The sequence below is a fragment of the Fictibacillus enclensis genome (assembly GCF_030123385.1).
Lineage (GTDB): Bacteria > Bacillota > Bacilli > Bacillales > Fictibacillaceae > Fictibacillus_C > Fictibacillus_C enclensis.
In genome coordinates, this window is record NZ_CP126109.1 from 2,717,716 (window position 1) to 2,740,803 (window position 23,088).

General features: G+C 46.0%; 27 protein-coding genes. 1 reads left to right on the top strand and 26 read right to left on the bottom strand.

The window, feature by feature from the left end; all coding sequences use genetic code 11:
* Nucleotides 1-82: 82 nt before the first annotated feature.
* The 10 genes from panD to QNH15_RS14255 all read right to left on the bottom strand — a co-directional run bounded on the left by panD (nt 83) and on the right by QNH15_RS14255 (nt 7,944).
* The gene (gene panD, locus QNH15_RS14210; RefSeq protein WP_283889049.1) at nt 83-466 is read right to left on the bottom strand and encodes an aspartate 1-decarboxylase; all 384 of its coding nucleotides are present in this window, start codon (nt 464-466) and stop codon (nt 83-85) included.
* Between the two features lie 8 nt (nt 467-474).
* Nucleotides 475-1,332: a pantoate--beta-alanine ligase gene (gene panC / locus QNH15_RS14215; protein WP_283889050.1), complete on the bottom strand. Its 858-nt coding sequence runs from the start codon at nt 1,330-1,332 to the stop codon at nt 475-477.
* A gap of 1 nt (nt 1,333) precedes the next feature.
* The gene (gene panB, locus QNH15_RS14220; RefSeq protein WP_061970608.1) at nt 1,334-2,167 is read right to left on the bottom strand and encodes a 3-methyl-2-oxobutanoate hydroxymethyltransferase; all 834 of its coding nucleotides are present in this window, start codon (nt 2,165-2,167) and stop codon (nt 1,334-1,336) included.
* A gap of 207 nt (nt 2,168-2,374) precedes the next feature.
* Entirely contained in the window at nt 2,375-3,361 is a 987-nt protein-coding gene (locus QNH15_RS14225) for a biotin--[acetyl-CoA-carboxylase] ligase (RefSeq protein WP_283895576.1), read from the bottom strand.
* Entirely contained in the window at nt 3,346-4,533 is a 1,188-nt protein-coding gene (locus QNH15_RS14230) for a CCA tRNA nucleotidyltransferase (protein ID WP_283889051.1), read from the bottom strand. The genes QNH15_RS14225 and QNH15_RS14230 overlap by 16 nt, the downstream gene beginning before the upstream one ends.
* An 8-nt stretch (nt 4,534-4,541) precedes the next feature.
* Entirely contained in the window at nt 4,542-5,669 is a 1,128-nt protein-coding gene (gene bshA, locus QNH15_RS14235) for an N-acetyl-alpha-D-glucosaminyl L-malate synthase BshA (protein WP_283889052.1), read from the bottom strand.
* A 10-nt stretch (nt 5,670-5,679) separates the two neighbouring features.
* On the bottom strand, nt 5,680-6,372 hold the full coding sequence (bshB1, locus tag QNH15_RS14240; protein WP_283889053.1) for a bacillithiol biosynthesis deacetylase BshB1: 693 nt from the start codon (nt 6,370-6,372) through the stop codon (nt 5,680-5,682).
* Nucleotides 6,369-6,785 carry a methylglyoxal synthase gene (gene mgsA, locus QNH15_RS14245; protein ID WP_283889054.1) on the bottom strand — a complete coding sequence of 139 codons (417 nt, stop codon included), beginning with the start codon at nt 6,783-6,785 and terminating at the stop codon, nt 6,369-6,371. The genes bshB1 and mgsA overlap by 4 nt, the downstream gene beginning before the upstream one ends.
* A gap of 15 nt (nt 6,786-6,800) precedes the next feature.
* Nucleotides 6,801-7,604 carry a 4-hydroxy-tetrahydrodipicolinate reductase gene (gene dapB, locus QNH15_RS14250; RefSeq protein ID WP_283889055.1) on the bottom strand — a complete coding sequence of 268 codons (804 nt, stop codon included), beginning with the start codon at nt 7,602-7,604 and terminating at the stop codon, nt 6,801-6,803.
* 1 nt (nt 7,605) lies between these two features.
* Complete coding sequence (locus QNH15_RS14255) at nt 7,606-7,944, bottom strand: nucleotide pyrophosphohydrolase (RefSeq protein ID WP_283889056.1); 339 nt, start codon at nt 7,942-7,944, stop codon at nt 7,606-7,608.
* Between the two features lie 143 nt (nt 7,945-8,087).
* On the opposite strand from QNH15_RS14255, the gene QNH15_RS14260 reads away from it, so the two are divergent.
* A complete protein-coding gene (locus QNH15_RS14260) occupies nt 8,088-8,960 on the top strand; it encodes a YitT family protein (RefSeq protein WP_283889057.1) in 873 nt (290 codons plus the stop codon).
* Nucleotides 8,961-9,058: 98 nt separating this feature from the next.
* On the opposite strand, the gene QNH15_RS14265 is transcribed toward QNH15_RS14260, so the two are convergent.
* The 16 genes from QNH15_RS14265 to QNH15_RS14340 form a co-directional block, all read right to left on the bottom strand.
* Complete coding sequence (locus QNH15_RS14265; RefSeq protein ID WP_283889058.1) at nt 9,059-9,736, bottom strand: zinc metallopeptidase; 678 nt, start codon at nt 9,734-9,736, stop codon at nt 9,059-9,061.
* A 71-nt stretch (nt 9,737-9,807) separates the two neighbouring features.
* The gene (locus tag QNH15_RS14270) at nt 9,808-10,608 is read right to left on the bottom strand and encodes a sporulation protein YpjB (protein ID WP_283889059.1); all 801 of its coding nucleotides are present in this window, start codon (nt 10,606-10,608) and stop codon (nt 9,808-9,810) included.
* 58 nt (nt 10,609-10,666) lie between these two features.
* The gene (lhaT, locus tag QNH15_RS14275; RefSeq protein ID WP_283889060.1) at nt 10,667-11,251 is read right to left on the bottom strand and encodes a lipoprotein heptaprenylglyceryl N-acetyltransferase LhaT; all 585 of its coding nucleotides are present in this window, start codon (nt 11,249-11,251) and stop codon (nt 10,667-10,669) included.
* A gap of 68 nt (nt 11,252-11,319) precedes the next feature.
* Complete coding sequence (locus QNH15_RS14280) at nt 11,320-12,078, bottom strand: menaquinol-cytochrome c reductase cytochrome b/c subunit (RefSeq protein ID WP_283889061.1); 759 nt, start codon at nt 12,076-12,078, stop codon at nt 11,320-11,322.
* 138 nt (nt 12,079-12,216) lie between these two features.
* Nucleotides 12,217-12,888: a menaquinol-cytochrome c reductase cytochrome b subunit gene (qcrB, locus tag QNH15_RS14285; protein ID WP_061970636.1), complete on the bottom strand. Its 672-nt coding sequence runs from the start codon at nt 12,886-12,888 to the stop codon at nt 12,217-12,219.
* Between the two features lie 3 nt (nt 12,889-12,891).
* Nucleotides 12,892-13,395 carry a Rieske (2Fe-2S) protein gene (locus QNH15_RS14290; RefSeq protein WP_061970638.1) on the bottom strand — a complete coding sequence of 168 codons (504 nt, stop codon included), beginning with the start codon at nt 13,393-13,395 and terminating at the stop codon, nt 12,892-12,894.
* A gap of 133 nt (nt 13,396-13,528) precedes the next feature.
* Nucleotides 13,529-13,990: a YpiF family protein gene (locus tag QNH15_RS14295; RefSeq protein WP_283889062.1), complete on the bottom strand. Its 462-nt coding sequence runs from the start codon at nt 13,988-13,990 to the stop codon at nt 13,529-13,531.
* Nucleotides 13,991-14,080: 90 nt separating this feature from the next.
* Complete coding sequence (locus tag QNH15_RS14300; RefSeq protein ID WP_283889063.1) at nt 14,081-14,617, bottom strand: ReoY family proteolytic degradation factor; 537 nt, start codon at nt 14,615-14,617, stop codon at nt 14,081-14,083.
* Nucleotides 14,618-14,710: 93 nt separating this feature from the next.
* Nucleotides 14,711-15,970 carry a tetratricopeptide repeat protein gene (locus QNH15_RS14305; protein ID WP_283889064.1) on the bottom strand — a complete coding sequence of 420 codons (1,260 nt, stop codon included), beginning with the start codon at nt 15,968-15,970 and terminating at the stop codon, nt 14,711-14,713.
* A gap of 317 nt (nt 15,971-16,287) precedes the next feature.
* Nucleotides 16,288-17,400 carry a histidinol-phosphate transaminase gene (gene hisC / locus QNH15_RS14310; protein ID WP_283889065.1) on the bottom strand — a complete coding sequence of 371 codons (1,113 nt, stop codon included), beginning with the start codon at nt 17,398-17,400 and terminating at the stop codon, nt 16,288-16,290.
* Between the two features lie 18 nt (nt 17,401-17,418).
* The gene (trpA, locus tag QNH15_RS14315) at nt 17,419-18,225 is read right to left on the bottom strand and encodes a tryptophan synthase subunit alpha (RefSeq protein ID WP_430667167.1); all 807 of its coding nucleotides are present in this window, start codon (nt 18,223-18,225) and stop codon (nt 17,419-17,421) included.
* Nucleotide 18,226: 1 nt separating this feature from the next.
* Nucleotides 18,227-19,435: a tryptophan synthase subunit beta gene (gene trpB / locus QNH15_RS14320; RefSeq protein WP_283889067.1), complete on the bottom strand. Its 1,209-nt coding sequence runs from the start codon at nt 19,433-19,435 to the stop codon at nt 18,227-18,229.
* Complete coding sequence (locus QNH15_RS14325) at nt 19,416-20,075, bottom strand: phosphoribosylanthranilate isomerase (RefSeq protein ID WP_283889068.1); 660 nt, start codon at nt 20,073-20,075, stop codon at nt 19,416-19,418. The genes trpB and QNH15_RS14325 overlap by 20 nt, the downstream gene beginning before the upstream one ends.
* On the bottom strand, nt 20,065-20,823 hold the full coding sequence (gene trpC, locus QNH15_RS14330; protein ID WP_283889069.1) for an indole-3-glycerol phosphate synthase TrpC: 759 nt from the start codon (nt 20,821-20,823) through the stop codon (nt 20,065-20,067). Before trpC ends, QNH15_RS14325 begins: the two co-directional genes overlap by 11 nt.
* Nucleotides 20,804-21,844 (bottom strand): anthranilate phosphoribosyltransferase, encoded by a 1,041-nt coding sequence (trpD, locus tag QNH15_RS14335; protein ID WP_283889070.1) that lies wholly within the window; start codon nt 21,842-21,844, stop codon nt 20,804-20,806. Before trpD ends, trpC begins: the two co-directional genes overlap by 20 nt.
* Before the next feature lie 353 nt (nt 21,845-22,197).
* On the bottom strand, nt 22,198-22,980 hold the full coding sequence (locus QNH15_RS14340; protein WP_283889071.1) for a CheR family methyltransferase: 783 nt from the start codon (nt 22,978-22,980) through the stop codon (nt 22,198-22,200).
* Between the last annotated feature and the right edge of the window lie 108 nt (nt 22,981-23,088).

Consider the following 23,088-nt stretch of genomic DNA (forward strand, 5'->3'; position numbering starts at 1 on the left):
CTTTTCACCTCGGGTCAAACGGCATGCACTTATAAGCAGTGCAGCTCTTGTATGTAAATAGAAAAACCCCTTGAAGAAGGGGTTAAAGAATCGTTGAAGCCGGTTCATAACCTAATATTTCTGTAATACGGTTGTTTTCATCCATGATCGCAACCCTTGGCTGATGAGCCGCGGTTTCCTCTTCAGAAAGCATGCAGTATGAAATCACAATAATAACATCGCCTTCCTGCACAAGGCGTGCAGCTGCACCATTCAGGCACATCACTCCAGTTCCTCGGGGACCGGGAATGATGTAGGTTTCAAATCTTGCCCCATTATTATTGTTGACGATTTGCACCTTTTCGTTGGGAACCATGTCAACCGCATCAAGAATATCTTCATCTATCGTTATGCTTCCCACGTAATTCAAGTTCGATTCTGTTACACGGGCGCGATGGATCTTGCCTTTCATCATTGTTCTGTACATAACATCACCTATAGGTCCCTTTCCTTGGGTGTAATCAGTAGATTATCAATCAGCCTGGCATTCTCAAACTGGACGGCAAGCGCGATGATCATGGTTTGCGTGGAGTAGGGAACTTCCTCAAGTTCAGGGTAGGAAAGAATCTCAAAATAATCGACATTTCCGCTTGTTTCTGTCTCTACATACTCTACCATTTTTTCTTTCACAAGTGTAATATTTTTCTCTTTTTCCAGGAGTTCTGCTGCCAATTTCAACGAGCGGAATAATACAGGCGCTTCTCTTCTCTCCTGCGGTGATAAGTAAACGTTTCTCGAGCTTTTTGCCAGACCATCCTCTTCCCGCACAGTCGGGCAGGCCACCAGTTCCATTGGATAATTCAAATCGGTAATCAATCCTTCAACAACCGCCACCTGCTGAGCATCCTTCATTCCGAAATAAGCTCTTGTAGGGGAAACAAGGTGAAACAGTTTGGAAAGAACGGTTGCCACTCCATCGAAGTGCCCTTCCCTTGTTTTCCCACAAAGTGCTTGAACCCTTCTTTTCACGTGCAAAACGACAGATGGGTTATTCGGATACATCTCATGCACTTCCGGATAAAATACTACGTCAACCGCATTGTTTATCGCCACATTTTCATCCCGTGCAAAATCCCTTGGATACCGTTCAAAATCTTCATTTGGTCCAAATTGAAGCGGATTGACAAAAATGCTGATAACTACACAATCATTTTCTTTTCGTGCTCTGTCCATAAGAGCTCCATGCCCCTCATGAAGATACCCCATCGTCGGAACAAACCCGATGCTCTTTCCTGCTGCCAATTGTGCTTGGCTGTATGCGCTCATCTCTTGGATGCTTTTTATGATTTTCAATTTATTTCCCTCCGTACAGCGCTTGTGCTTCTTCTGGTTTCATGGAAAACGAATGCGCTTCATCAGGAAAGGTTCCGGCTTTCACTTCGGAAACATACGTTTCAATCCCTTTCAGCATCGGATGGGCGGAGTGGGCAAACATTTTCACAAATTTCGGTATATGGTGAAAACCATATCCGATCAAATCATGGTAGACAAGCACCTGACCGTCCGTTTCACTACCGGCTCCAATGCCAATCACCGGTATTTTGATCGATTCGGAAATCAGTTGGGCGAGCTGCTTAGGCACACATTCGAGAACAAGAGCAAAAGCTCCGGCGTCCTCTACCCGTTTCGCATCATCAAATAGCTGCCTGGCCTGTGCGGATTCTCTTCCCTGTACTTTATAGCCGCCCAGCACACCGGCCGTCTGCGGCGTAAGACCAAGATGGCCGATAACAGGAACGCCGCCTTCCACCAGATAGCGGATGGTCTCGATGACGCTTTTTCCTCCCTCAAGTTTAAGGGCCTGTGAACCTGTTTCCTGCATGATTCTCATGGCGTTTTTAACGGTCTCAGCCCTTGTGCCGTGATAGCTCATGAACGGCATATCGGTGACAATAAAGGTATCTGGCGCTCCCCGTTTTACCGCTTTGGCATGGTGGATCATGTCATCCACTGTAACCGGAACGGTTGAGTCATATCCAAGAACCACCATCCCGAGCGAATCACCCACCAGAATCACATCCACTTCTGCTCTTTGAGCCAGTTGGGCAGATGGGTAATCATAGGCTGTCACCATTGCGATCTTTTCCTTGTTTTGCTTCATTGCAAGAAAACTTTGAGTCGTTTTCATCCTTACTCCTCCTTTTTTAAGGAGGCACAGAGGAAAAACCCCTCGAAGTAATCAGAGGGGTTTTAAAGTACGTGTGTTTCTGCAATCCCTCTGTCCCGGTCCTTTATGGATCTAGGCAGATTAATACGTTAATCTTTCCTTCTCAGAAAGTGCAGTTCCTAAACGCAGGATACCGCCTTTTCTACACCTATTACTTTACCACAATATTCAGGTTCCGGGAATCTCAATGTCAGCCGAATAAATCGGGTGAATGTTCCCTTCATCATCCTCAAGAAGCAAAATTCCATCATCAGTAATGCCTTTTGCGATGCCTTCAATCTGCTGATTGAGGGTGCGCACGCGAATGCGCCGTCCGATGCTGTTTGCGTAGCTTTCCCACATAAGCTTCACGAGCGCGAATCCGTTATTTAAATAATCATGATAAAGTTCTTCCATTTCTTTAAGAATGACTGAAATGAGTTCTGCCCGTTTGATTTCTTTTCCTGATTCTATTTTCAGGGAGGTGGCAATATCCTTGAGCTCGTCGTTAAAATCGTCACTTCCCACGTTTACATTAATACCTGGGCCGATAATGACCGCATGTACACGGTCGGATTCCGCCTGCAGTTCCGTTAAGATTCCGACAACCTTTTTTCCATTAACCAGAATGTCGTTCGGCCATTTGATCTCCGGACGGAGACCGGTAACTTTCGAGATGGCTTTGGTGATGCCGACCGCTGCCAGCAGGGTAAGCTGTGGAGCCTTTTGGAGAGGAATGTCCGGGCGAAGAATAAGGCTCATCCAGACTCCTGTTCCTTTTGGCGACTGCCATTGGCGTCCGAGACGCCCGCGTCCGCCGGTCTGTTCATCGGCAACCACCAGCGTTCCTTCATACGCACCAGACTGTGAAAGCCGTTGAGCAATCTCTTGTGTACTTTTAACAGATTCCTCGTACATGATGTCCTTCCCGAGAACCTCTGTTTTGAGCCGCGCATTGATTTCTGCCGCTGTGACTCGGTCAGGTGCAGATTGGATCCGGTATCCCTTGCGAGGCACCGCTTCAATCACATATCCTTCCTTGCGCAATTCCTCAATATGCTTCCAGATCGCTGTGCGCGAACAGTTCAGTTTATCGCTGATTTGCTGTCCCGAAACATACTCCCCCTCATTGTTCATGAGCATCTGCAGCAAATGCTGTCTCATTTTCCCTTCCAACTCCTTACCCAACTCAGAATTTCCTCTTTATTGTTTTGCACTGTCTTTTCGATGACACCTTTTTCAATTTCACCAAGAATCTCCTGAATCCAGGGCCCCTTTTCCCTTTCAAACGATTTCACAACGTCCCGGCCATTGACTGCCAGTTGCTTTCTCGAATGGATGGGCAGCCTGCGATAGGATTCCTGTAGCTCGCTGAGCTCTTCATTGGCCTTTTTCCCCTGCAGCAGATTCCTTATCCGTAAACAGGACACGGCCCGTTCCTCGCCTAGTTCGTACAAATAGACCGGCTGCCGTACATCCTTGTCCAAAAAACGGAAGAGCAGACCAACCTCCCGGATGAGGGCATTGGACCGTTTCCAGGCTTTTAAAAAGCCAGTCAAATCAAAAACCCCAAGCAAAAAAAGAAGAGCGGCCCATCTTTCTTCATCCTTTTCTAAACCGGTCCACCCAAATGAAGAAAGCGAGTCCGCCCTGTCTTTGTATCTCTCGAGTTCTGGCAATGAAGAAGAAAATCCTTCTTCAAAGATAAACGCCAGGCAGATTGGAGCATCCATCCCCCCAAGAAGCTTAGTAAACTCGACTGCAAGGCGTTCAACCGCAATTTCCCTCAATTCTTTCGACAAAGACACACAGGCCCTTTTCGTCTGGGTCTCAAGCGTAAACCCCATGACCGACCAAAAGCGGAGGGCTCTCATGATTCGGAGAGGGTCCTCAAGGAGTCGATCAAGGGGATCTCCGACGGTTTTTATGAGCTGATTTTGAAGATCCTGTCTTCCGCCAAAAGGGTCATGAATAGTCCCGAATCGGTCCATGGCCATCGCATTGATGGTAAAATCTCTTCTTGCCAGATCCTCTTCAAGGGAATCAATATATTGAACAGACGAAGGATGACGGCGGTCCACATACTTTCCTTCTTTTCTGAACGTTGTCACTTCATATGAAACCGCCTCATACCGAACAATCACCGTTCCGTGTTCAATACCGACGGGTATTGTTTTTGGAAACAGGGAAGAAACCTCCACCGGAAGCGCGGAAGTGGCGATATCAATATCCCCCATTTTCCTGTCCAGCAAAAGATCCCGGATACAGCCGCCAACCATATAAGCCTGAAATCCTGCCTCTTCCAACCTGTCCATGATATATTGTGCACCTTTAAAAAGATCTTTCATTTGGCATCCTATCCTTTTAAAACACTATAATATAGCTGCTCATAATCTTCCACGATCTTGGAAGAATGAAAATGATCTCTTACATGCTGCATTGCCTGATAGGAAAATCTCTGTTTCTTACTTTCGTCCGTCAAAATGGAAAGCGATGCACGGGCGATGCCATCGATGTCTCCCAGTTCGCAAATGTATCCCGTTTCCCCGTCCAGAATCACTTCCGGTATTCCACCAATGTTTGTTCCAACGACAGGTACTCCACAAGCCATTGCTTCAAGCAAAACCAGCCCAAAGCTCTCTTTTTCAGAAAGGAGAAGCTTCAGGTCACTTATGGAAAACAATTCAGCCACATTTTCTTGCTTTCCAAGGAAGAGAACATGTTCTTCAATGTTGAGTTCCTGGACAAGCTTGCAGGCGACCGTAAATTCCGGACCGTTTCCAATCAATAAAAGTTTTGCCGGAATTTCACTTACGATTTTATGAAACGCCTTAATGACATCAGGTACCCGTTTAACGGTCCGGAAGTTGGAAATATGAATAATGACCTTTTCTTCCGGTATGATGCCATATCCTTTTTTCAGATGGCTCGCATCCCGCTTAAAATATTCACGCTCATCTACAAAGTTATAGATGGGATAAATCTCATTTTCCACGCCAAGCAGGCGATACGTATCAATTTTCAAACTATTGGATACGGCCGTTACAGCATCCGACTTTTCAATTCCGAATTTGATCATCTCTTTCAGAGAAGGATCATATCCCAAGACCGTAATGTCAGTTCCGTGGAGGGTGGTGACAATCTTCAGCTGTTCACCTGCCATCTGCTTCGCCAAAAAAGCACACACCGCGTGCGGTATCGCATAATGCGCATGGATAATATCCAGCTTTTCACGCTTGGCAACCTCCGCCATTTTACTAGCCAATGCCAAATCGTACGGCGGGTATTTAAAGACGGAATAATTGTTGACTTCCACTTCATGATAAAAGATATTTGCATATACTTTTCCAAGGCGGAAGGGCAGGGCAGAGGTAATAAAATGTATCTCATGCCCTTTTTCAGCCAGCAGTTTTCCAAGCTCAGTAGCTACAACCCCGGAACCGCCAACGGTAGGATAACATGTAATTCCAATTTTCAGCTTCATATGGTTCTCCTTACAATGTCTTTAATAAATAAGGCTTTTTGGTGATGAACCCTTCCGCGTAGGCGACACCCGCTTCAAAGCCAAACATCTTTTCCCTGGCGCTGACCGATTCAATGTATCCATTAACAAGCGGTGTAGCAAAGCTTTCATCGCTTTTAACGAACTGGCTTCCATAACAATTCAGCGCCGCCACCTTTTTTTCAAAAACAGACGATATATCAACGAGCAGATGAGGCTTGTGGAAGCCGTTGATAAAATAAAAATAAATATTTTTCACCCTGTGAGAAGGCAGCCCATCGGGATCCACTACATTATTCACACCTGCGGAAAATGCCGCTTCTTCCACAAGCTTCGAACAATTGCCGTGGTCCGGATGGCGGTCCTTCGGATAAGGAACAAAAATACTGTCCGGTTTTACATTTCGAATGACCGAAACGATCGACGCGATATATTCCTCTTTCAGGAAGAGACCGCGGTCGGGAAGACCCAGATTCAGCCGTTCGGTGACTCCAAGCACGGCAGCAGCATTCTTTGCTTCTTCTTTCCTTCGCTCCACCGTACCGTTGGATGAAAGTTCGGCCTGGGTAAGGTCACAAATGGTAACCCTTCCTCCATTGGCCGTATGCGTCGCTATGGAACCGCTCATTCCAATTTCAACATCGTCCGAATGAGCGCCAAACGCGAGCCAGCTTTCTAATTTCATGATGATTGCCCTTCTCTCTCTCTAATTATGGTTCTCCAATTAAAATCGCCCCGCTCCATGGCCCGGATGAACAGCTCTCCGCTCGCCACGTTCGTAGCGACCGGAATCTGGTAAACATCACAGAGGCGAATGAGCGCGGAAATGTCGGGTTCGTGTGCCTGTGCGGTTAAGGGATCACGGAAAAAAAGAACAAGATCCATCTCGTTCTGCGCAATTAACGCACCGATCTGCTGATCGCCACCAAGCGGGCCGGATTGAAATCTGTGGATATTTAATCCGGATGCCTCCATAATTTTTTGCCCTGTAGTGCCTGTGGCATACAATTCATGCTTCTTCAAAATCGGTTCATAAGCAACGGCAAAATTAATCATTTCCTGTTTTTTATTATCATGCGCCACCAACGCAATTCTCATCGTTCCCCACCCTTTTTATTCAATAATATTTTCCAAGCCGTAAACAAGATGGTCCACATTCATGACCGCTTCGACCGCCAGTTTGACACCAGGCATGAATGAAGCCCGGTTCATGGAATCGTGCTTAATGGTCAGTGTTTGTCCTTCTCCGCCCATAATGACTTCCTGATGGGCAACAAGCCCTGGCAGGCGGATACTGTGAATCCGGATGCCGTCGAGTTTGGCGCCTCTTGCTCCTTTTAGGTCTTCTTTTTCATCAGGGTGCCCCTGTTGTTTGGATTCTCTGACCTCACGGATCAACTGTGCAGTTTTCAGCGCTGTTCCTGACGGGGCATCCAGTTTTTGGTCATGATGCTTTTCAATAATTTCGATATCCGGAAGGTATCTTGAAGCCATCTGCGCAAACTTCATCATCAAAACGGCGCCAACGGCAAAGTTTGGGGCAATTATGGCCCCAAGTTCACGTTCGGATGCGAGGTTTTTCAGTCGTTCAAGATCTTCGTCGGAAAAACCGGTAGTTCCGATCACCGGACGAACATTGTGCTCCAGTGCCTGTTCAAGATGAACTTTTCCTACATCGGGTTTTGTCAGGTCAATCAGAACATCCGGACGGATTTCCGAAAAACACCTTGGCGCATCCACATACACCGGAATATCAAGCGCAGGCATGCCCTCGACATCCTTCAACTTCATGCCTTCATTTCTTGAATCAATAACGGCAACAAGTTTAAAATGAGCGGTTTCTGTTACCATCCGGACAGCCTCGCTCCCCATCTTTCCTCGCGGTCCTGCAATGACAATAGATATTTCCTTGTTCATCTTATTGTTCCTCTCCTTCTTCAATCCGTGTCCAACGGTCTTTATCTCTTGTATTGAATTTTTTCATGACCATATCAAACGATTTTTCCATACTAATATTGAGTGAATTGGCAAAACATAGTAAGACAAAGAAAACATCGCCAAGTTCCTCTTCGATCGTTTGTTCTTTTTCAGTTGATTTTTTCGGTTTTTCACCATAATAGTGGTTAACTTCACGGGCAAGCTCGCCAAGCTCTTCGGTCATTCGGGCGGTCATGGCCAGGGGGCTGAAATAGCCTTCTTTGAACTGGCTGATGTATGTATCTACTTCTTTTTGCATCTCTTGCATGGTCTTGTTCATCGTATATCACCTCTTGTTCAATCCTACGTTAATGTTAGCGGAGAATAAAGCATTTGACAAATTTCTTGAGCGATTGAACGCCCCCCGTTTTTGCATTATAATGAAAACGCCATCAAGGCAACGTAACCGATCAGGAGGAACATATGACTTTTCCCATCCGCACTAAAAACGTCTTTTTTATTTTATTAGGCTCCGCCATCTTTTCTTTTGGCATCGTGCATTTCAACATGCAGAACAATCTGGCAGAAGGCGGTTTCACCGGCATTACCCTCATTCTTTACTTTTTGTTTCATATTGACCCTTCATATTCAAACCTGGCGCTCAACCTCCCGCTTTTTTTTGTGGGCTGGAGGCTGCTTGGAAAAAATGCATTCATTTATACGTTAATCGGTACGCTTGGTGTGTCTCTTTTTCTATACCTTTTTCAGCGTTTCTCTTCGCTCAGGGTTGACCTGAAACACGATATGCCGCTTGCAGCCCTGTTCGCTGGCGTCTTTATCGGCATCGGGCTCGGTATTATTTTCCGTTACGGCGGAACAACAGGCGGAGTGGATATCATTGCACGGCTCGGTCATAAATTTATGGGATGGAGCATGGGGAAAACGATGTTCATGTTTGATTTCGTCGTTATTTCCATCTCGCTTGTCTATCTCGATTATAAAGAAGCCATGTATACCCTGGTCGCCGTATTTGTCGGCGCAAGGGTGATTGATTTCATGCAGGAAGGCGCGTATGCCGGAAAAGCAGCGATGATCATCTCCGAAAAAAACACCGAAATCGCTGCCCTGATCATGAAAGAAATGGACCGGGGAGCTACCCTTCTTACGGCCAAGGGAAGCTTTACCGGCACACAGAAGGAAGTGCTGTACTGTGTATTCGCCCGTAATGAAATTGTCCGTCTCAAGCAGGTTATTGAACGAGTCGATCCGCACGCCTTCGTGACCGTCAACGACGTTCACGAAGTCCTCGGAGAAGGCTTCACACTCGACGCAGACAAAAACCCAATAGGGTTATAAGAAAAGCTGAGGCGTCCGCTTAGAAGCGCAGACGTTGGAGGCTTTGAACACAAATACGCAACAAAAAACCTCCGCTGAATGCGGAGGTTTTATCAATTTTAATCATCATTATTCATGCCAACGAACATGAGCACAAAGCGCAGAAGTTCGAGAACGGCGACGAGCGCGGCTGCCACGTATGTGAGTGCAGCGGCATTCAGCACTTTTCTTGCCTGGCGCTCTTCATTGTTACGGATCATGCCGGTGGATACAATCTGGTCCATAGCCCGGCTGCTGGCATTAAATTCTACCGGCAGCGTCACCAGTTGAAACAGTACGGCTGCGGCCATAAAGACAATACCGACCAACAGCAGGTTAGCTGATGTGAAGAGTATGCCTGCTAAAATCAGAAGGTACGAAAAGTTGGACCCGAGATTGGCAACAGGCACCAATGCATGCCGAAAGCGCAGCGGTGCATAGCTTTCTTTGTCCTGGATCGCGTGTCCCACTTCATGGGCAGCGACAGCAGAGCCGGCGATTGAATGGCCGTAATAATTTTCTTCCGATAGGCGGACCACTTTTGTACGTGGGTCATAATGGTCGGACAGACGGCCGCGAATCGGCTCCACCGCCACATTGTACAACCCATTTCGGTCCAGTATTTCACGGGCAACTTCAGCTCCCGTTTTACCTGTAGAGTTTTCAACTTTGGAATATTTATTGTAGGTACTTTTCACTTTTCCTTGAGCCCAAAGCGGGATAATCAACAAAAGTGCAAAGTAGATGAGAAAAGACATTTATGGCATTCCTCCACTATTAGTTATACTCTAATTTTATTAATCTGCAGCTCTTATGTCAATTAGAACGCTCATTCCTCCGGCCACTCTACTGCCTTTTCACTCTCTGTCTCTGCTTTATATTTTCTCCATCCGACATAAAATAATGTAGAGAAAATAATGCCTCCGATCGAAAAAATCAGCCAAAATAAAGAAGGATCTGAAGTGTCTTCTTTTGCATCAAACAGTTTTTCAAAATCTCCCTGAATCGAAGTGAGTTTTTCGCGGCTTTCCTTCGATGAAATCATGTTAGTTCTTGTGTTTTCGATATATTCCACATCCCGGTCGACCTGGTCAAAGACGGCTTCTGTCACGTCCATGCTGACAGCGGGGCGGATCATGTTGTAATTCGCCAAAAATTCGTTTGCAGCCTCCTGAAATGACTGATCTTCCTTCTTTTTTAGAGAAAGCTGCATCGATTTAATCGGGTTCATGATTTGGTACTCCGTCTGTTTCCACAGTGGCTGATGGTCTGAAACCAGAGCGTCCATAAGCAGCCGGACGCCAGTCAAGCGGCTGATTTTCACATCACGGGTTTCCTCTGCCCTGCCCAGAGCTTCTATCGTATTCTCCATGGTCATGTCCACCATTCGGATTTTGTCATCCGCAAGATCACTATTTGCCACATCTTTGCCAAACTGGGATGACATATAGAAGAGAACCTCGCTTGCTTCTTTATACCGTTCTTCCTTGGCAAGCTCCAGCGCTTTATCCGACAATTGAGTAACATTGTCAAAGTCTGCATGCCGGCCGCTGCCGATTGCATGCACAGCAGCCGGCATCAAAAGCAGAAAAGCGCTTAACGCTGCAGCGGTTTTTCGTTTTATTCCCATTCCTGTCCCTCCCATACGGTATAACCCATCATATGAGAAAACGGACAAGGATAGACCTCTATTTACCGCGATGCTGCACGTCACGGGTTAGCACATAGATCAGTGCAACTGAAAATGCGCTCAACCAGAAGGTCAGGTAGCCGATCAGTTGCATATGGTCGGCGAGTATATCGTAACGGGGCATCATTCCGTAAACATAGTCAATCATCTCATTATGGAACACCCACAGAGCGGCGACAGCCATGTGGCGAAGCCGGATCTTATAATATGAGGCGTACAAAAGTCCTTCTATGGCCATCCCCAAATGTGAAAATATCAACATGTAGCTTTCCCAATACAGTGGAGGAGCCACCAGGCCGCCAGCAATGTTCATTCCCACCGCCCATATGCCATATTTAAATAAGCTGACGGCAGCCAGTGCTTCGATATACGGAATATTTTTTCCGAACAGAAATGCAATAAGCACAAAGACAAAGAACAGACTTGCTGTAGGGCTGTCCGGCACAAAAAGAACAAATTTCAGCGGCGTCGCCGCCAGCTGGTCTTTATACCAGTAGTATCCATAAGCTGTCCCGATTATGTTGACAATCAGCAAACAGGTTAAAAACCACCTTTGCTTCAGGATTCCGTAAAGATAGATCATTTCTTTTCTCCTAACATGCTGAATGATGTAAAAAAAAGCCGACTATAGAAGCCAGCTTTTTTCCATTGCTATTTTTCCAGTTTAGATATAAAGTTAGCCAATTTTTTTAAATCTTCTTCATTGCCCTTGTAAGCGTTGGCAGGCATCGCTCCACGGCCTTCCTTGGCAATTTTCATAATATCCTCTGGCTTTAGCCCGGTTCCGATCAGAGATGGACCCGTTCCGCCCGACAGCTCCGATCCGTGACAGCCTACACATGACTGACTTTTAAACACTTGATAACCAGGATCATTTTTATCAATATTGGTCTTAACGATCTTCCCTTGCTCTTTTGCCTTTTCCCAGTCATGGGTTACAACGGACTCCCACGTCAGGTATGTAACGGAAATTAGTGCAATAAGCATTAAACCTGTTGCAACCGGCCGTTTCGAAGGACGTCTTTCAGCCCCTCTGTCCAGCCATGGGGCAAGCAGCAATGCTCCAAACGCAAGACCCGGAATAACAATGGTACCGATTAATACATAATCACCGGCAGCATACTTGTATTTCAATAGCTGGTACAAGAAAAGGAAATACCAGTCAGGAAGCGGGATATACCCGGCATCTGTGGGATCTGCCTTACGCTCCAGCGGAGATTCGTGCGAAATGGTTAAGATTAAATACCCTATTAAAAAGACGGCACCTACCATCCATTCTTTTAAAAGGAAGTTTGGCCAGAATGCTTCTGTCTTTCCGGGATACTCTGAATAATCTTTTGGAATGTTTGGCTTTCGCTCTGCAGGGACACGCGAGTCGCCTACAAATCTCATTCCTTTGCCTCGATGCATCTTTCTCCCTCCCTTTTCGTAGCGTCTGGAAGCTTTCTAAATCAACAGTGGACGCTTCCAAAAGCCAACATCCTCTCTTTACCTGAAAGAGCGGTTTCAAGCTGAATTTTAAAAATAAAGATAATTAAGAAAACAGTTTTACAGCGGTCCGGAGATCCCCTGTTTACGAATCATGATAAAGTGGGCTCCCATCAGCGCCAAAAGTGCAGCCGGCAGGAAGAAAACGTGAATGGCAAAGAAGCGTGTAAGCGTCTGCGCCCCGATAATTTCTCCTCCAGCAAGGAAAGTTTTTGCAATCGGTCCAATAACGGGAATTGTTTCAGCAATCTGGATCCCAACCTTCGTTGCGAATAGCGCTTTCATATCCCAAGGCAGCAAGTACCCTGTGAAACCAAGACCAAGCATAACGAAAAAGATCAATACTCCTACCACCCAGTTCAATTCACGAGGCTTCTTATATGCTCCCTGGAAGAATACGCGTAAAGTATGTAAAAACATCATAACAATTACCAAGCTGGCTCCCCAGTGATGCATTCCCCTAACAATGACACCGAATGCCACTTGATTCTGCAGATAATACACAGATTCCCAGGCATTTACAATATCCGGAACATAGTACATGGTCAAGAACATTCCAGACAGTATTTGGATGACGGTAATGAAAAACGTCAATCCTCCAAAACAATAAACAAACGCGGAAAAATGATGGGCGGGATTCACGTGCTCAGGCACTTCATGGTCAGCCACATCTCGCCAGAGCGGCGTAATATCCAAACGCTCGTCTACCCAGTCGTAAATCTTTTGCAGCACTGATTACGCCCCCTTTCGTGGTTTTGCCTTTCCTAGATACAATTTTCCGTCTTTTACCTGGCTGTCGTACACATCGAGAGGCGCAAGAGGCGGTGTACCTTTAATATTCGTACCGTCCTTCTCATAACGGCCCCCATGGCAAGGACAATAAAACTGGTTCGGATGGGCAGGATCAGTATTCCAGTCAATCGTGCAGCCCAAATGTTTACAAACCGGTGAAAGCGCTATTAATTCACCTTTTCCGTTTTTGTAAACCCATGCTGATTGGGTCACCTCTGATTCATACCAGCCGTCTTTCTGCTTGATTTTGAAGTTAAAACGCTTTGGTTCCTTGCCGATTTTGCTGACTTCAGTAACCGCTACCATATCCTGGCTCGCACCCTTTTCAAGAATGGGGTCGATGGCAAAACGCACCATGGGCATCAGCATTCCTGCAGCCATGAATCCTCCAACTCCGGTTAATGTGTAGTTCAAAAACTGGCGCCTGGAGATATCTTCCTTAGACATTTCGTTTCCCCCCCTTGCTGTAAATAACGTCCATCCGGACAATTGGTTTACACACATATTACTAGGACATTAACATGATAGCGTAAGTTGACTTTTACTGTCAATATGAACCTGAATCTCCAATGCTTGCTTTTTAGCTTTCCTGCCATTTATGCAAAATGACTTGAAACAGCTGTTTCACTTGCTCTTTGACAATTTCCTCCCGGTAATCGGCATCCATCGTCTCCATCGGAATGACAGGCATCCATAAGAGAGTTTCCCCAAGCTCCTGCTCTCGCTTTTTCCACTCCGGGTCACTCGTCAGAAAATAAACATGGCGGAGTCCTTCATCCTTGAGTTCCTTCACCCAGGAATGCAGGCGAAGCATCAACGTTTCACTGTCTTCCTCCATCAAATACGTGAACGGGGGGAAAAGAAACAGCCGTCCGTGAAGCTGCCGCTCAGTCTCCTCTCCGATCAGCGTCGCATAATCTGCCATGCTGGCGCTTGTCCTGATGGAAGCACCGAACGACAGAGGAAGCAGCGGGATGATGGCAGTATCCACAAACTCTTTTGACTGCTGGTAAACGGTAATATCTCCTGAACTCCATTTCATCTGCGAAACTCCTTTTTATGTATGTATTGTCGTTGTATTCATCATCGTATCAGAAAATAAAAAATAAAGCCCTCTTTTTTTGAAAGAGGGCTACAATTTTCTTAGTTCATCCGTAAGTTTTTGGAATGCAACTTCATCCTTTTGGTCCAGTGCCTGATCAATCTTCACCAGTATTTTTTGTCTTTTGAACTGGGAAACTGATTGATCCAATATGAGTTCGGCCCATAGTCCGTATTTGCGGTCCGTTACCATATTGTCAGGCAGGTGCGGATTTTCCTCCAATACGGACGCGTACTCTGGCGTTAGTCTCGAGGAGTTGAAATTAAGTTCTATAAAAATATCTTCTTCCTGGTTAAGGCGAATGTCGTGGAATGATTTCTCAGCATCGGTCGTCAGCACGTTTTGTTTGTAAAAACGGAACGGAACCCCATCCGTACACTGAGCTGACATGATAATGGCTTTAGGGCAGTACTCGGCTTTTTCTACAAAGTGAACCTTTTCCATGAGCTGGTCGTCACTGACAAGGTAGTTTAACAACCAGACGCACTCACGTTTTTTTAATTGATAATGATTTAAAAACCATTTAATAAAATCCTTTTTTTCAAGGACAGAAACGGTGCTGCTCATTGTGATCCCCCCATCATTCCTAACCAAAGTATATTACTTTAGTATATTCTTGCCCTGCTCGATAAATCCTGCTTTCCGGAAAGAATAATTGAATTAAAATTCTTCCAGCCTGCTGATGGTTTCTTCCAGATGATAAAGGTTTGGGTTTAATGACAAGGCATGCTTCAGGACTGTGGATGCCTTTTCAGGTTCTCCTTCTTCAATCAGAAACATTCCGTATTCTTCTAAAAAGACTTCATGGTTTTTAAAATTAGGATAAGCTGATTCATATTGTCTACGAGCGGCTTCAAATTCTTCTGCTTCCTTGTAGGCATAGGCGAGGTCCCATGCCATCTCAGGCGTCTCATCTCCCTGTCCCTTTACATGCGTGAGGAGCTCGATGATATCATCAAACCGCTCTTCTTTCTTCAGCTGTGAAGACAGATGAAGAACGGCATCTGCATTGGAAGGGTTCAGCGCAATGACATCTCTTGCAAAGCGCTCACCTTCTTCCTGATTGCCCATTCGATACAAAAGCTTTGCTGCGCGGACTTTCAGGTCTTCATTGAATTCATCCTTGGCAATCCCCTCCCGGACAGCTTCCAATGCTTCGTCAAGCGCTCCTTCTTCCTCATAGGCAGAAGAAAGCAGGGGATAAAGGGTCGTATAATCAGGATCAAGGTCTTTTAATTCTGTCAGGGCTGTAATTGCCGTTTTAAACTCACCTGTTTTAAAGGCTGTCAGGCCATAACCGAACAAACTGTGCAATTCTTTTTTAATCTCCAAGCCTTTTTTGTAGTACTCAAGCGCTTCCTCAAACTTGCCTCCTCTGCTCAGCGATTCGGCAAGCCTTAAGTAAAGATCTCCTTCCGGAAGGGTGTTTGCAATCGGTTCGGCTTCTTTAAAGAAGGCAGCGGCTTTCAGGAAATCGCCCCGTTCCAAATAAAGTTCACCGAGCGCATATGCAAGAACTGGTTCCTCCGGATTGCTTTTTCTGGCTTTCAGCAGCTTTTGCTCTGCCACTTCATGCAGACCCTGCATGAAGTAAAGGTCAGCCTGCAAAAGAAGGGATTGGACATATGATTCATCATAGGTACTGATTTGCCCCAGTATTTCAAGGGCTTCATCTTCTTTTTCCATTTCAATGAGGAGTTCAGCCGCAAAGATGGTAAGGTCGCCTTCTTCCGGATAGAGCGCTCTCAACTGGGTAACAATCTTTAATGCTTCATCAAGATGGCCCCAATTTTCATAAAGCCTGGCAATGTCATACAAGGTTTGATGATCGGCTTCTTTTCTTAAAACTTCAACTAGCTGGATACCCTCCTGAACATGTCCCATTTCAACAAGGGTAATGGCTTCCTGTAACTTTTCCACTGGCAATAACTCCTTCTCTCACTACAATTGTTCTATACGATTATTATACATGAGAGTAAGGGTGTACTTCAAAAGGTACGTTTGGCTAACCTTCTATAGACAGGCTATGAGGCCTCTTCCAAAGATATGATTGCCTTCCAATAAAAAAATCCCCGACGGTGAAAGCGCTGTCAGGGAAAACAATAATATGGATAGGAGTGGAGAGAAACCATATTAGTTATAGTATAGCAGGTACATGATAAAAATCAACCGTATTTTTCGAAAATTTTGAATACAACAAGAAAGAAGCCACTCGATGGCTTCTTTCTTGTGATTTATTATACGGTTTCCTTTTTTATACCGGCTGCCGTCTCCAGATAAGTTTCCAAGTGGCTGATAATCTCCTTGTTCTGGATCTCATCGCCTACCGTGATCCGCAGGCTTGTTGGAAACCCGAGCGCCGCTCCCGAGCGGACAATATAGCCCCTTTCAAGCAAATGCTGAAACAGCTTATTGGCATCTTCATTAAAATCCATCAAAATAAAATTACCCTGTGACGGATAATAGGACAGTCCATTCTTCTCGCAAAAGTCGTAATACTGCTTGAGTCCTTTTCTGTTCCTGTCCAGACATGATGCAAGGAAGTCCTGGTCTTTAATGGCTGCACGGGCAGCTGCCTGGGCAATTCTTGAAGTGTTGAACGGTTCTCTAGCCGGTTCAATGGCGCGAATAATGCGCTCGTCCGCAATTCCATAGCCGATTCTTAGTGCTGCCAGACCATAGGCCTTTGAAAAAGTCCGCATGATTACAAGGTTAGGATATTGTGAGAGGTAAGGAATGGTTTCAGGATAATCCTCCGCCACCACGTATTCATAATACGCTTCATCACTTACGACGAGAACATGCTCAGGCACCTCGGCCATAAAGGATTCAAAAGCTTTTTGGCTGATATAGTGCCCCGTCGGATTGTTTGGAGAACAGAGCCAGACAATTCTCGTGTTTTCATCAATTGCTCCGAGCATGCCTTTAAGGTCATGCTCACCGTTAATTAGCGGGACTTCACGGATTTCTGCCCCTTCGATTATTGCATTATGCTTATATTGTGGAAAGGTATGTTCCGCCATCACCGTATTGGTGCCTTCACGCAAATAACTTCTTGAAAGAATCTGGACAACTTCGTCCGAACCGTTACCGAAAATGAGTTTTTCTTGTTTAACTCCCAAAAATTCAGAAAGCTCTTCTCTCAGTTCTGCGCTGTAGCCATCCGGATATAATCCAAGATGAGCGGTTTCTGCAATAATGGCATCACGTACTGACGGGGAGCTGCCATAAGGGTTTTCGTTTGACGCCAATTTTGTAATTTTAGTCAGACCGTATTCTCGTTTTACTTCTTCAATTGGTTTTCCCGGTTGATAGGGTGTTAAATTCTGCAGTTGTTTTTTCGCCTCCACAAAGACCCTTCCTTTCTGTTAACTGTACACTTTCTTCACCGGGACCACTTTGGACAGAAAATCAGAAAACGCCGCAATGGCTTTGTTCTTTGTTTCCTCGTTCACAAGTTCAGGCCCCAGTTCTTCAATTTTTTTGACAATGGCACTGCCCATGATAAATCCATCGCATTTCCCTTCAAACTGCTGCATCTGTTCCCTGCTGGAAAGACCGAAGCCCACAAGTACCGGAACTTGGCTTGAAGCCTTGGCATTTTCCAGAAAACGGTTCAGGTCATTGGCAAATGAAGTTCTTGTCCCTGTCACGCCAAGGGATGAAATACAGTACAAAAAGCCTTGGGCCGTTCGGCTGATCTCTCCCAGCCGCTCCTTGGATGTCGTAGGGGCAGCCAGGGAAATGAAGCTCAAGTCATGTTGCTGGCACGCCTCATGAAGCTCTTTGCTTTCTTCAAACGGCATATCCGGCACAAGAAGCCCGTCAATATCATGCTGTGCTGCCAATTCAAAAAATTTCTGTTCTCCCAATTGTAACAAAAGATTGTAATAAGTAAAGATGATAACCGGTATCGTCAGTCCTTTCTCCCGCATAATGGAGACTAGCTGTATCGCCTTTTCGAGCGACATCCCGTTTTTAAGAGCACGCAGGGACGCACGCTGGATGACCGGTCCATCAGCGAGCGGATCGGAATAGGGAATCCCCAGTTCCAAGGCCGAAGCTCCTTCCTGTTGCAGGGCAAGAGCAAGGTCAACTGTCGCTTCTGGAGAAGGATCGCCAGCTGTAATAAAGGGTACAAAAAGTGGCGTCTTTTGCTTCTGAAACTCTTTCATCCTATTGGTCATGGGAATCTTCCTCCTTCTGCTGTTCAAACAGAGTATGAACATCCTTATCTCCGCGGCCGGAGATGCATATAATCATATTTTCGTCAGGGCTCATGGTTTTTGCTTCTTTGATCGCCTGGGCAACAGCATGCGCACTCTCAAGCGCACAAAGAATCCCCTCTTCCAGGCACAGAATGTTCAGTGCCTCGAGCGCTTCCTCGTCGGTAATACATTGATAATCCACCCGTTTAGTGAATTTTAAGTAGGCATGCTCAGGTCCCACACCTGGATAGTCAAGTCCCGCCGAGATCGAATAAGGCTCATGGATCTGCCCTTCCTCTGACTGGAGCAGATACGTAAGAGAACCGTGGATAACGCCTTCTCTCCCGTTGGCCATTGTGGCTGCATGCAGTCCTGTCAGGATTCCCTTGCCTCCGGCTTCAACGCCTACAAGCTTTACATTCTCATCGACAAATCCGGCAAAAATGCCGATCGCATTGCTTCCTCCTCCCACACAGGCTACGACCTTCTCGGGCAGCTTTCCGCCATTCATCTCCTTGTACTGGGCTTTCGCTTCAAACCCGATCACACTTTGAAACTCTTTAACAATTTTCGGATAAGGGTGCGGACCAACAGCGGAACCGATCAAATAAAACGTATCTTCCACCGCTGATACCCACTGCCGGATGGCTTCGTTTGTCGCATCCTTCAAGGTCCGTGTTCCGCTGGTTACGGGTATGACCTCTGCTCCAAGAAGTTTCATTCGGAACACATTCAATTCCTGCCTCCGGATGTCTTCTTCCCCCATGTATACTTTGCATTCAAGCCCGTAGCGTGCCGCCGCAGTTGCCGCCGCCACGCCATGCTGGCCCGCTCCTGTTTCTGCAATGATCTTCTTTTTCCCCATCCGTTTGGCGAGGAGCGCCTGTCCGATCGCATTGTTGATTTTGTGTGCGCCGGTATGGTTCAGATCCTCTCTTTTCAGATAGATGCCCGCTCCGCCAAGCCGTTCGGTCAGCTTCCCTGCATAGGTTAACGGAGTAGGTCTTCCTGAATAATGTGTAAGCTCATGTTCAAGATCCTTTTTGAAATCTTCATCATTGATTGCTTCCAAAAAACCTCTTTCCAGCTCTTCCAGTGCAAACATAATCGTTTCAGGTACGAACTTCCCGCCAAACTGGCCATATCTTCCCTTGCTGTCAGGATATACTGTTTTCATTGATGATCATCCCTTCCAATTCTGAAATTGCCTCTTTGCTTTTCTTGCCGTCCATTTCAATTCCACTCGAGATATCAATTCCATGAGGCTGAAAGCTCAGCAGCCTGGTGATATTACTGGCTGAAATTCCTCCTGCAATGAAGCACGGCACTTCTTGCACCGAAGCAGCCTCAAGATAAAAGGGTACAGCTTCCCAGTCAAACGCCGTGCCTGTCCCTCCATATGCACCTGCCACTCTGGCATCGATGACATAACCGTCAGCAGCGCCCGCGTATTCTGCCAGTGCCTTCCATCCTTCCTCTTCATGCCTGACCGCTTTCCAAATGGTTTTGCCAGTCTTCTTCTTTAACTGCTTCAGAAACTGGGGTGTTTCGTCCCCGTGGCACTGAATCACGTCAAGAGGAAGCACATTAAGTGCCTGTTCAATCTCCACAATGGATGAATTCACAAATACACCCACGAGCTTTTGAGGAACGGGTTGAAGTTCCTTTAACCAGAGTGAGACTTCTTCCGGCCTCACCTTTCGTTTGCTTTGCGCAAAAATAAATCCCGCATACCCTGCAGAAGAATTCATGACAAGCTCCAAATCTTCCCTGCTCCTGCATCCGCAATACTTTACCGCGATATTCTTATTCACCATACAGCAGCTGAATTCCTTTTCCCGGAGAAGAAGCGCGCATCAAGGTTTCCCCCACTAAAATGGCATCGATGTTATGCTCACGCAAAAACGTTAGATCTTCTGCCGTTTTGATCCCGCTTTCGCTCACGGTCAGTATCCCGTCTGGAATATGGCGAGCGATGGCCTCGGTATGTGTTACATCCGTTTTGAAGGTTCTGAGGTCGCGATTATTGATTCCGATTAATTTTGGGGTAAATACATTAAGGACCCCTTCCAGCTCTTCCACAGAGTGAACCTCTACCAGACAGTCCAGATTTTCTTCACGAGCATACTCATACAGTTCATGAAGCTTTCCGGGCTCCATGGCTGCCGCGATTAATAAAATCGCATCAGCACCAATATGGGCACTCTCCCTAATCTGTACCTTATCAATGATAAAATCCTTTCTTAGCACAGGCAGCGAGACCATTTGCTTTACAGCCACAAGATCAGCTGCATGTCCGCGGAAGAAACGCTGATCCGTCAGAACGGAAATGGCTGCGGCTCCTCCCTGTTCATATGACGCTGCAATTTCAGACGGCACATAATGTTCCTTAATGACTCCTTTGGAAGGAGAGGCTTTTTTCACCTCGGCAATCAGGGCCGGTTTTCGGCTGGAATTGGCAATCGCTTCATATAGGGATACCTTTTTCTGGTTCGGCTGGCCATCAAACTCGCGGTCAAGCTTTGTTATTTCTTCTTTTTTCACTTCAAGAATTTGTTGCAGCATAGGGTACTCCTCCTGTCTGGTTTTGTATCATTTCAAGGTGCTCAAGGGCTTTGCCACTGGCAATAAGATCCTGGGCATAAGACACTCCCTCCCGGATACTATCCGATCTTCCGGTGAGGTATAGCGATGCCGCCGTATTGTAAACCACAATATTGCGTGCCGATTCAGGTGCATTCCCCTTAAGGACTCCCTGGATTAGAGCGGCGCTTTCCTGGCTGGATGAAACGGTCACTTCCTCCAGTTTACCGTACGTGAGCCCCACATCTTCCGGTGAAAGGGTAAATTCTGAAACCTGGCCATCTTTCACTTCAAAGAAGTGTGTCGGTGCAAATATCGAGCACTCGTCCAGGCCGTCCTCCCCGGTTACAACCAACGTTCTCTGATTCTTAAACTGTGAAATGGCAATCGCCATTTTTTCGGCCGTTTCCCGGTTAAACGCTCCGATCAGCTGATGTGTAGGATGTGCGGGATTTACAAGTGGCCCAAGGATATTAAACACGGTTCGGAATGAAAGGCCTTTTCGCGTCTGGCTGGCATGGCGAAGTGCCGGATGATAATTCGGCGCAAAAAGAAAACATAAAGAAAACTCATCCAGATTTCGATTAATTTCAGATACATCACTGCTCGATTGGATACCAAGCCTGCTCAATACATCGGCACTTCCGCTTTTGGAAGTAACGGCCGAATTTCCGTGTTTTGCGACTTTCACGCCATCTGATGAAAGCATGAGCGCTGAAGCTGTGGAGATATTAAAAGTGGAAGCCCCGTCGCCACCGGTTCCGCACGTGTCAAGAAGCTGCGGAAAATCGACGTGCAAAGGTAAAGTGTGATCAAGAATCGCAGTGGAAAAACCGATGATCTCAGAAATCGTTTCTCCTCTGAGACGCAGTATGGTAAGCAAACTGGAAAGTTGAACTTCTGTTGCTTTCCCTTCCAATATTTCATTCATCATTTCGTAAGCTTCACTTTCTGAATACGTTTCTCCCAGGATTCCTTTTTGAAGCAGTTCTTTGATCGCCATTGCGATTCCTCCTTAATGATTGTATAGGCATTAGGGTGCAAGGCGCGTTTCATACCGGGGTTAAATAAATTGGAAGACAAAACATGTGTTGATCCACCTCCATCAGGATGGAGAATGAATGAGGAAAAAAAGGGGACAAAAAAACCCATGCACGAAGAGGCATGGGTGATATCTATGTAATAAACCCTCTGCTCCGCTCCACTCATCATTCTCGGCTATTCTCATCTCTCTGCTAAACTCACTCTGGTTCTCTAAATTCATCTCTAAACTCTGATCAACTAAACTAAATCGTTAAAACACAAGATAAAGCATTTACTTCAATTTGTCAACCCGCAAGAATCATCGATATCTGTTCAACTGATCGGCTTCTGATAAAAAAACGGCTCCATGGGATGCAAATTGAATCTTCCCGGGTAAAAAATCTGTTCGGTGCTGCCTACAAACAGATAACCTCCCGGCCTCAATGCTTCTGAAAATTTACGGAACAGTTCCTCTTTAGCTTCTTCCGTAAAGTAAATCATAACATTCCGGCAGACAATCAGATCAAATCCATCTTCAAAGGCATCCAGCAACAAGTTATGCTGTTTAAACCTTATGTTTTTTTTTAGATGGGCCCCTATGGCTGTTCCTTTTTCAGTATCGCTAAAACATGAGGACCTTATTGCTTCAGGCACGTGCTTCAGTGCGTTGTTGTCATAAATCCCTTCCTGCGCTCTTTTAAGGGCGGCCTTGTCAAGATCTGTTGCAAGAATGGAATATTCTCTCTTTGATGAATCATTATGCAAAAGACAGGAAAGGGTATACGGCTCCTCTCCTGCAGCACATGCGGCACTCCACAGCTTCAATTTCCTCTTTTGGGCGATAAGCTCTGGAAGTATCCTATGCCGAACCACATCCCATCGTTCAGGATTTCTGAAAAACTCGGAAACATTGATGGTCATCCGTTCGAGAAATTCATCCATCAGGCGCTGATCTCCTTTTAATGCATCATAATAGCCGGAAAAGCTGGCATGATTTTTTTTATCGCGCAGAGCGGTAAGGCGTCTTTTCATCTGAGCCTCTTTATACAGAGACAAATCAATAGAAGTTAACAAATTGATCCTCTCAACGAAACGCATGTAATCCTGATCCATCATTCTTCCCCTTTTTTGTGGTGATACCTTATTTATCGGTTGAAAAGGGACAACTTTTACTTTTCTACAAAATGAAAAAACCAGCCGCAGCGGGCTGGTTTGTAACGCTTA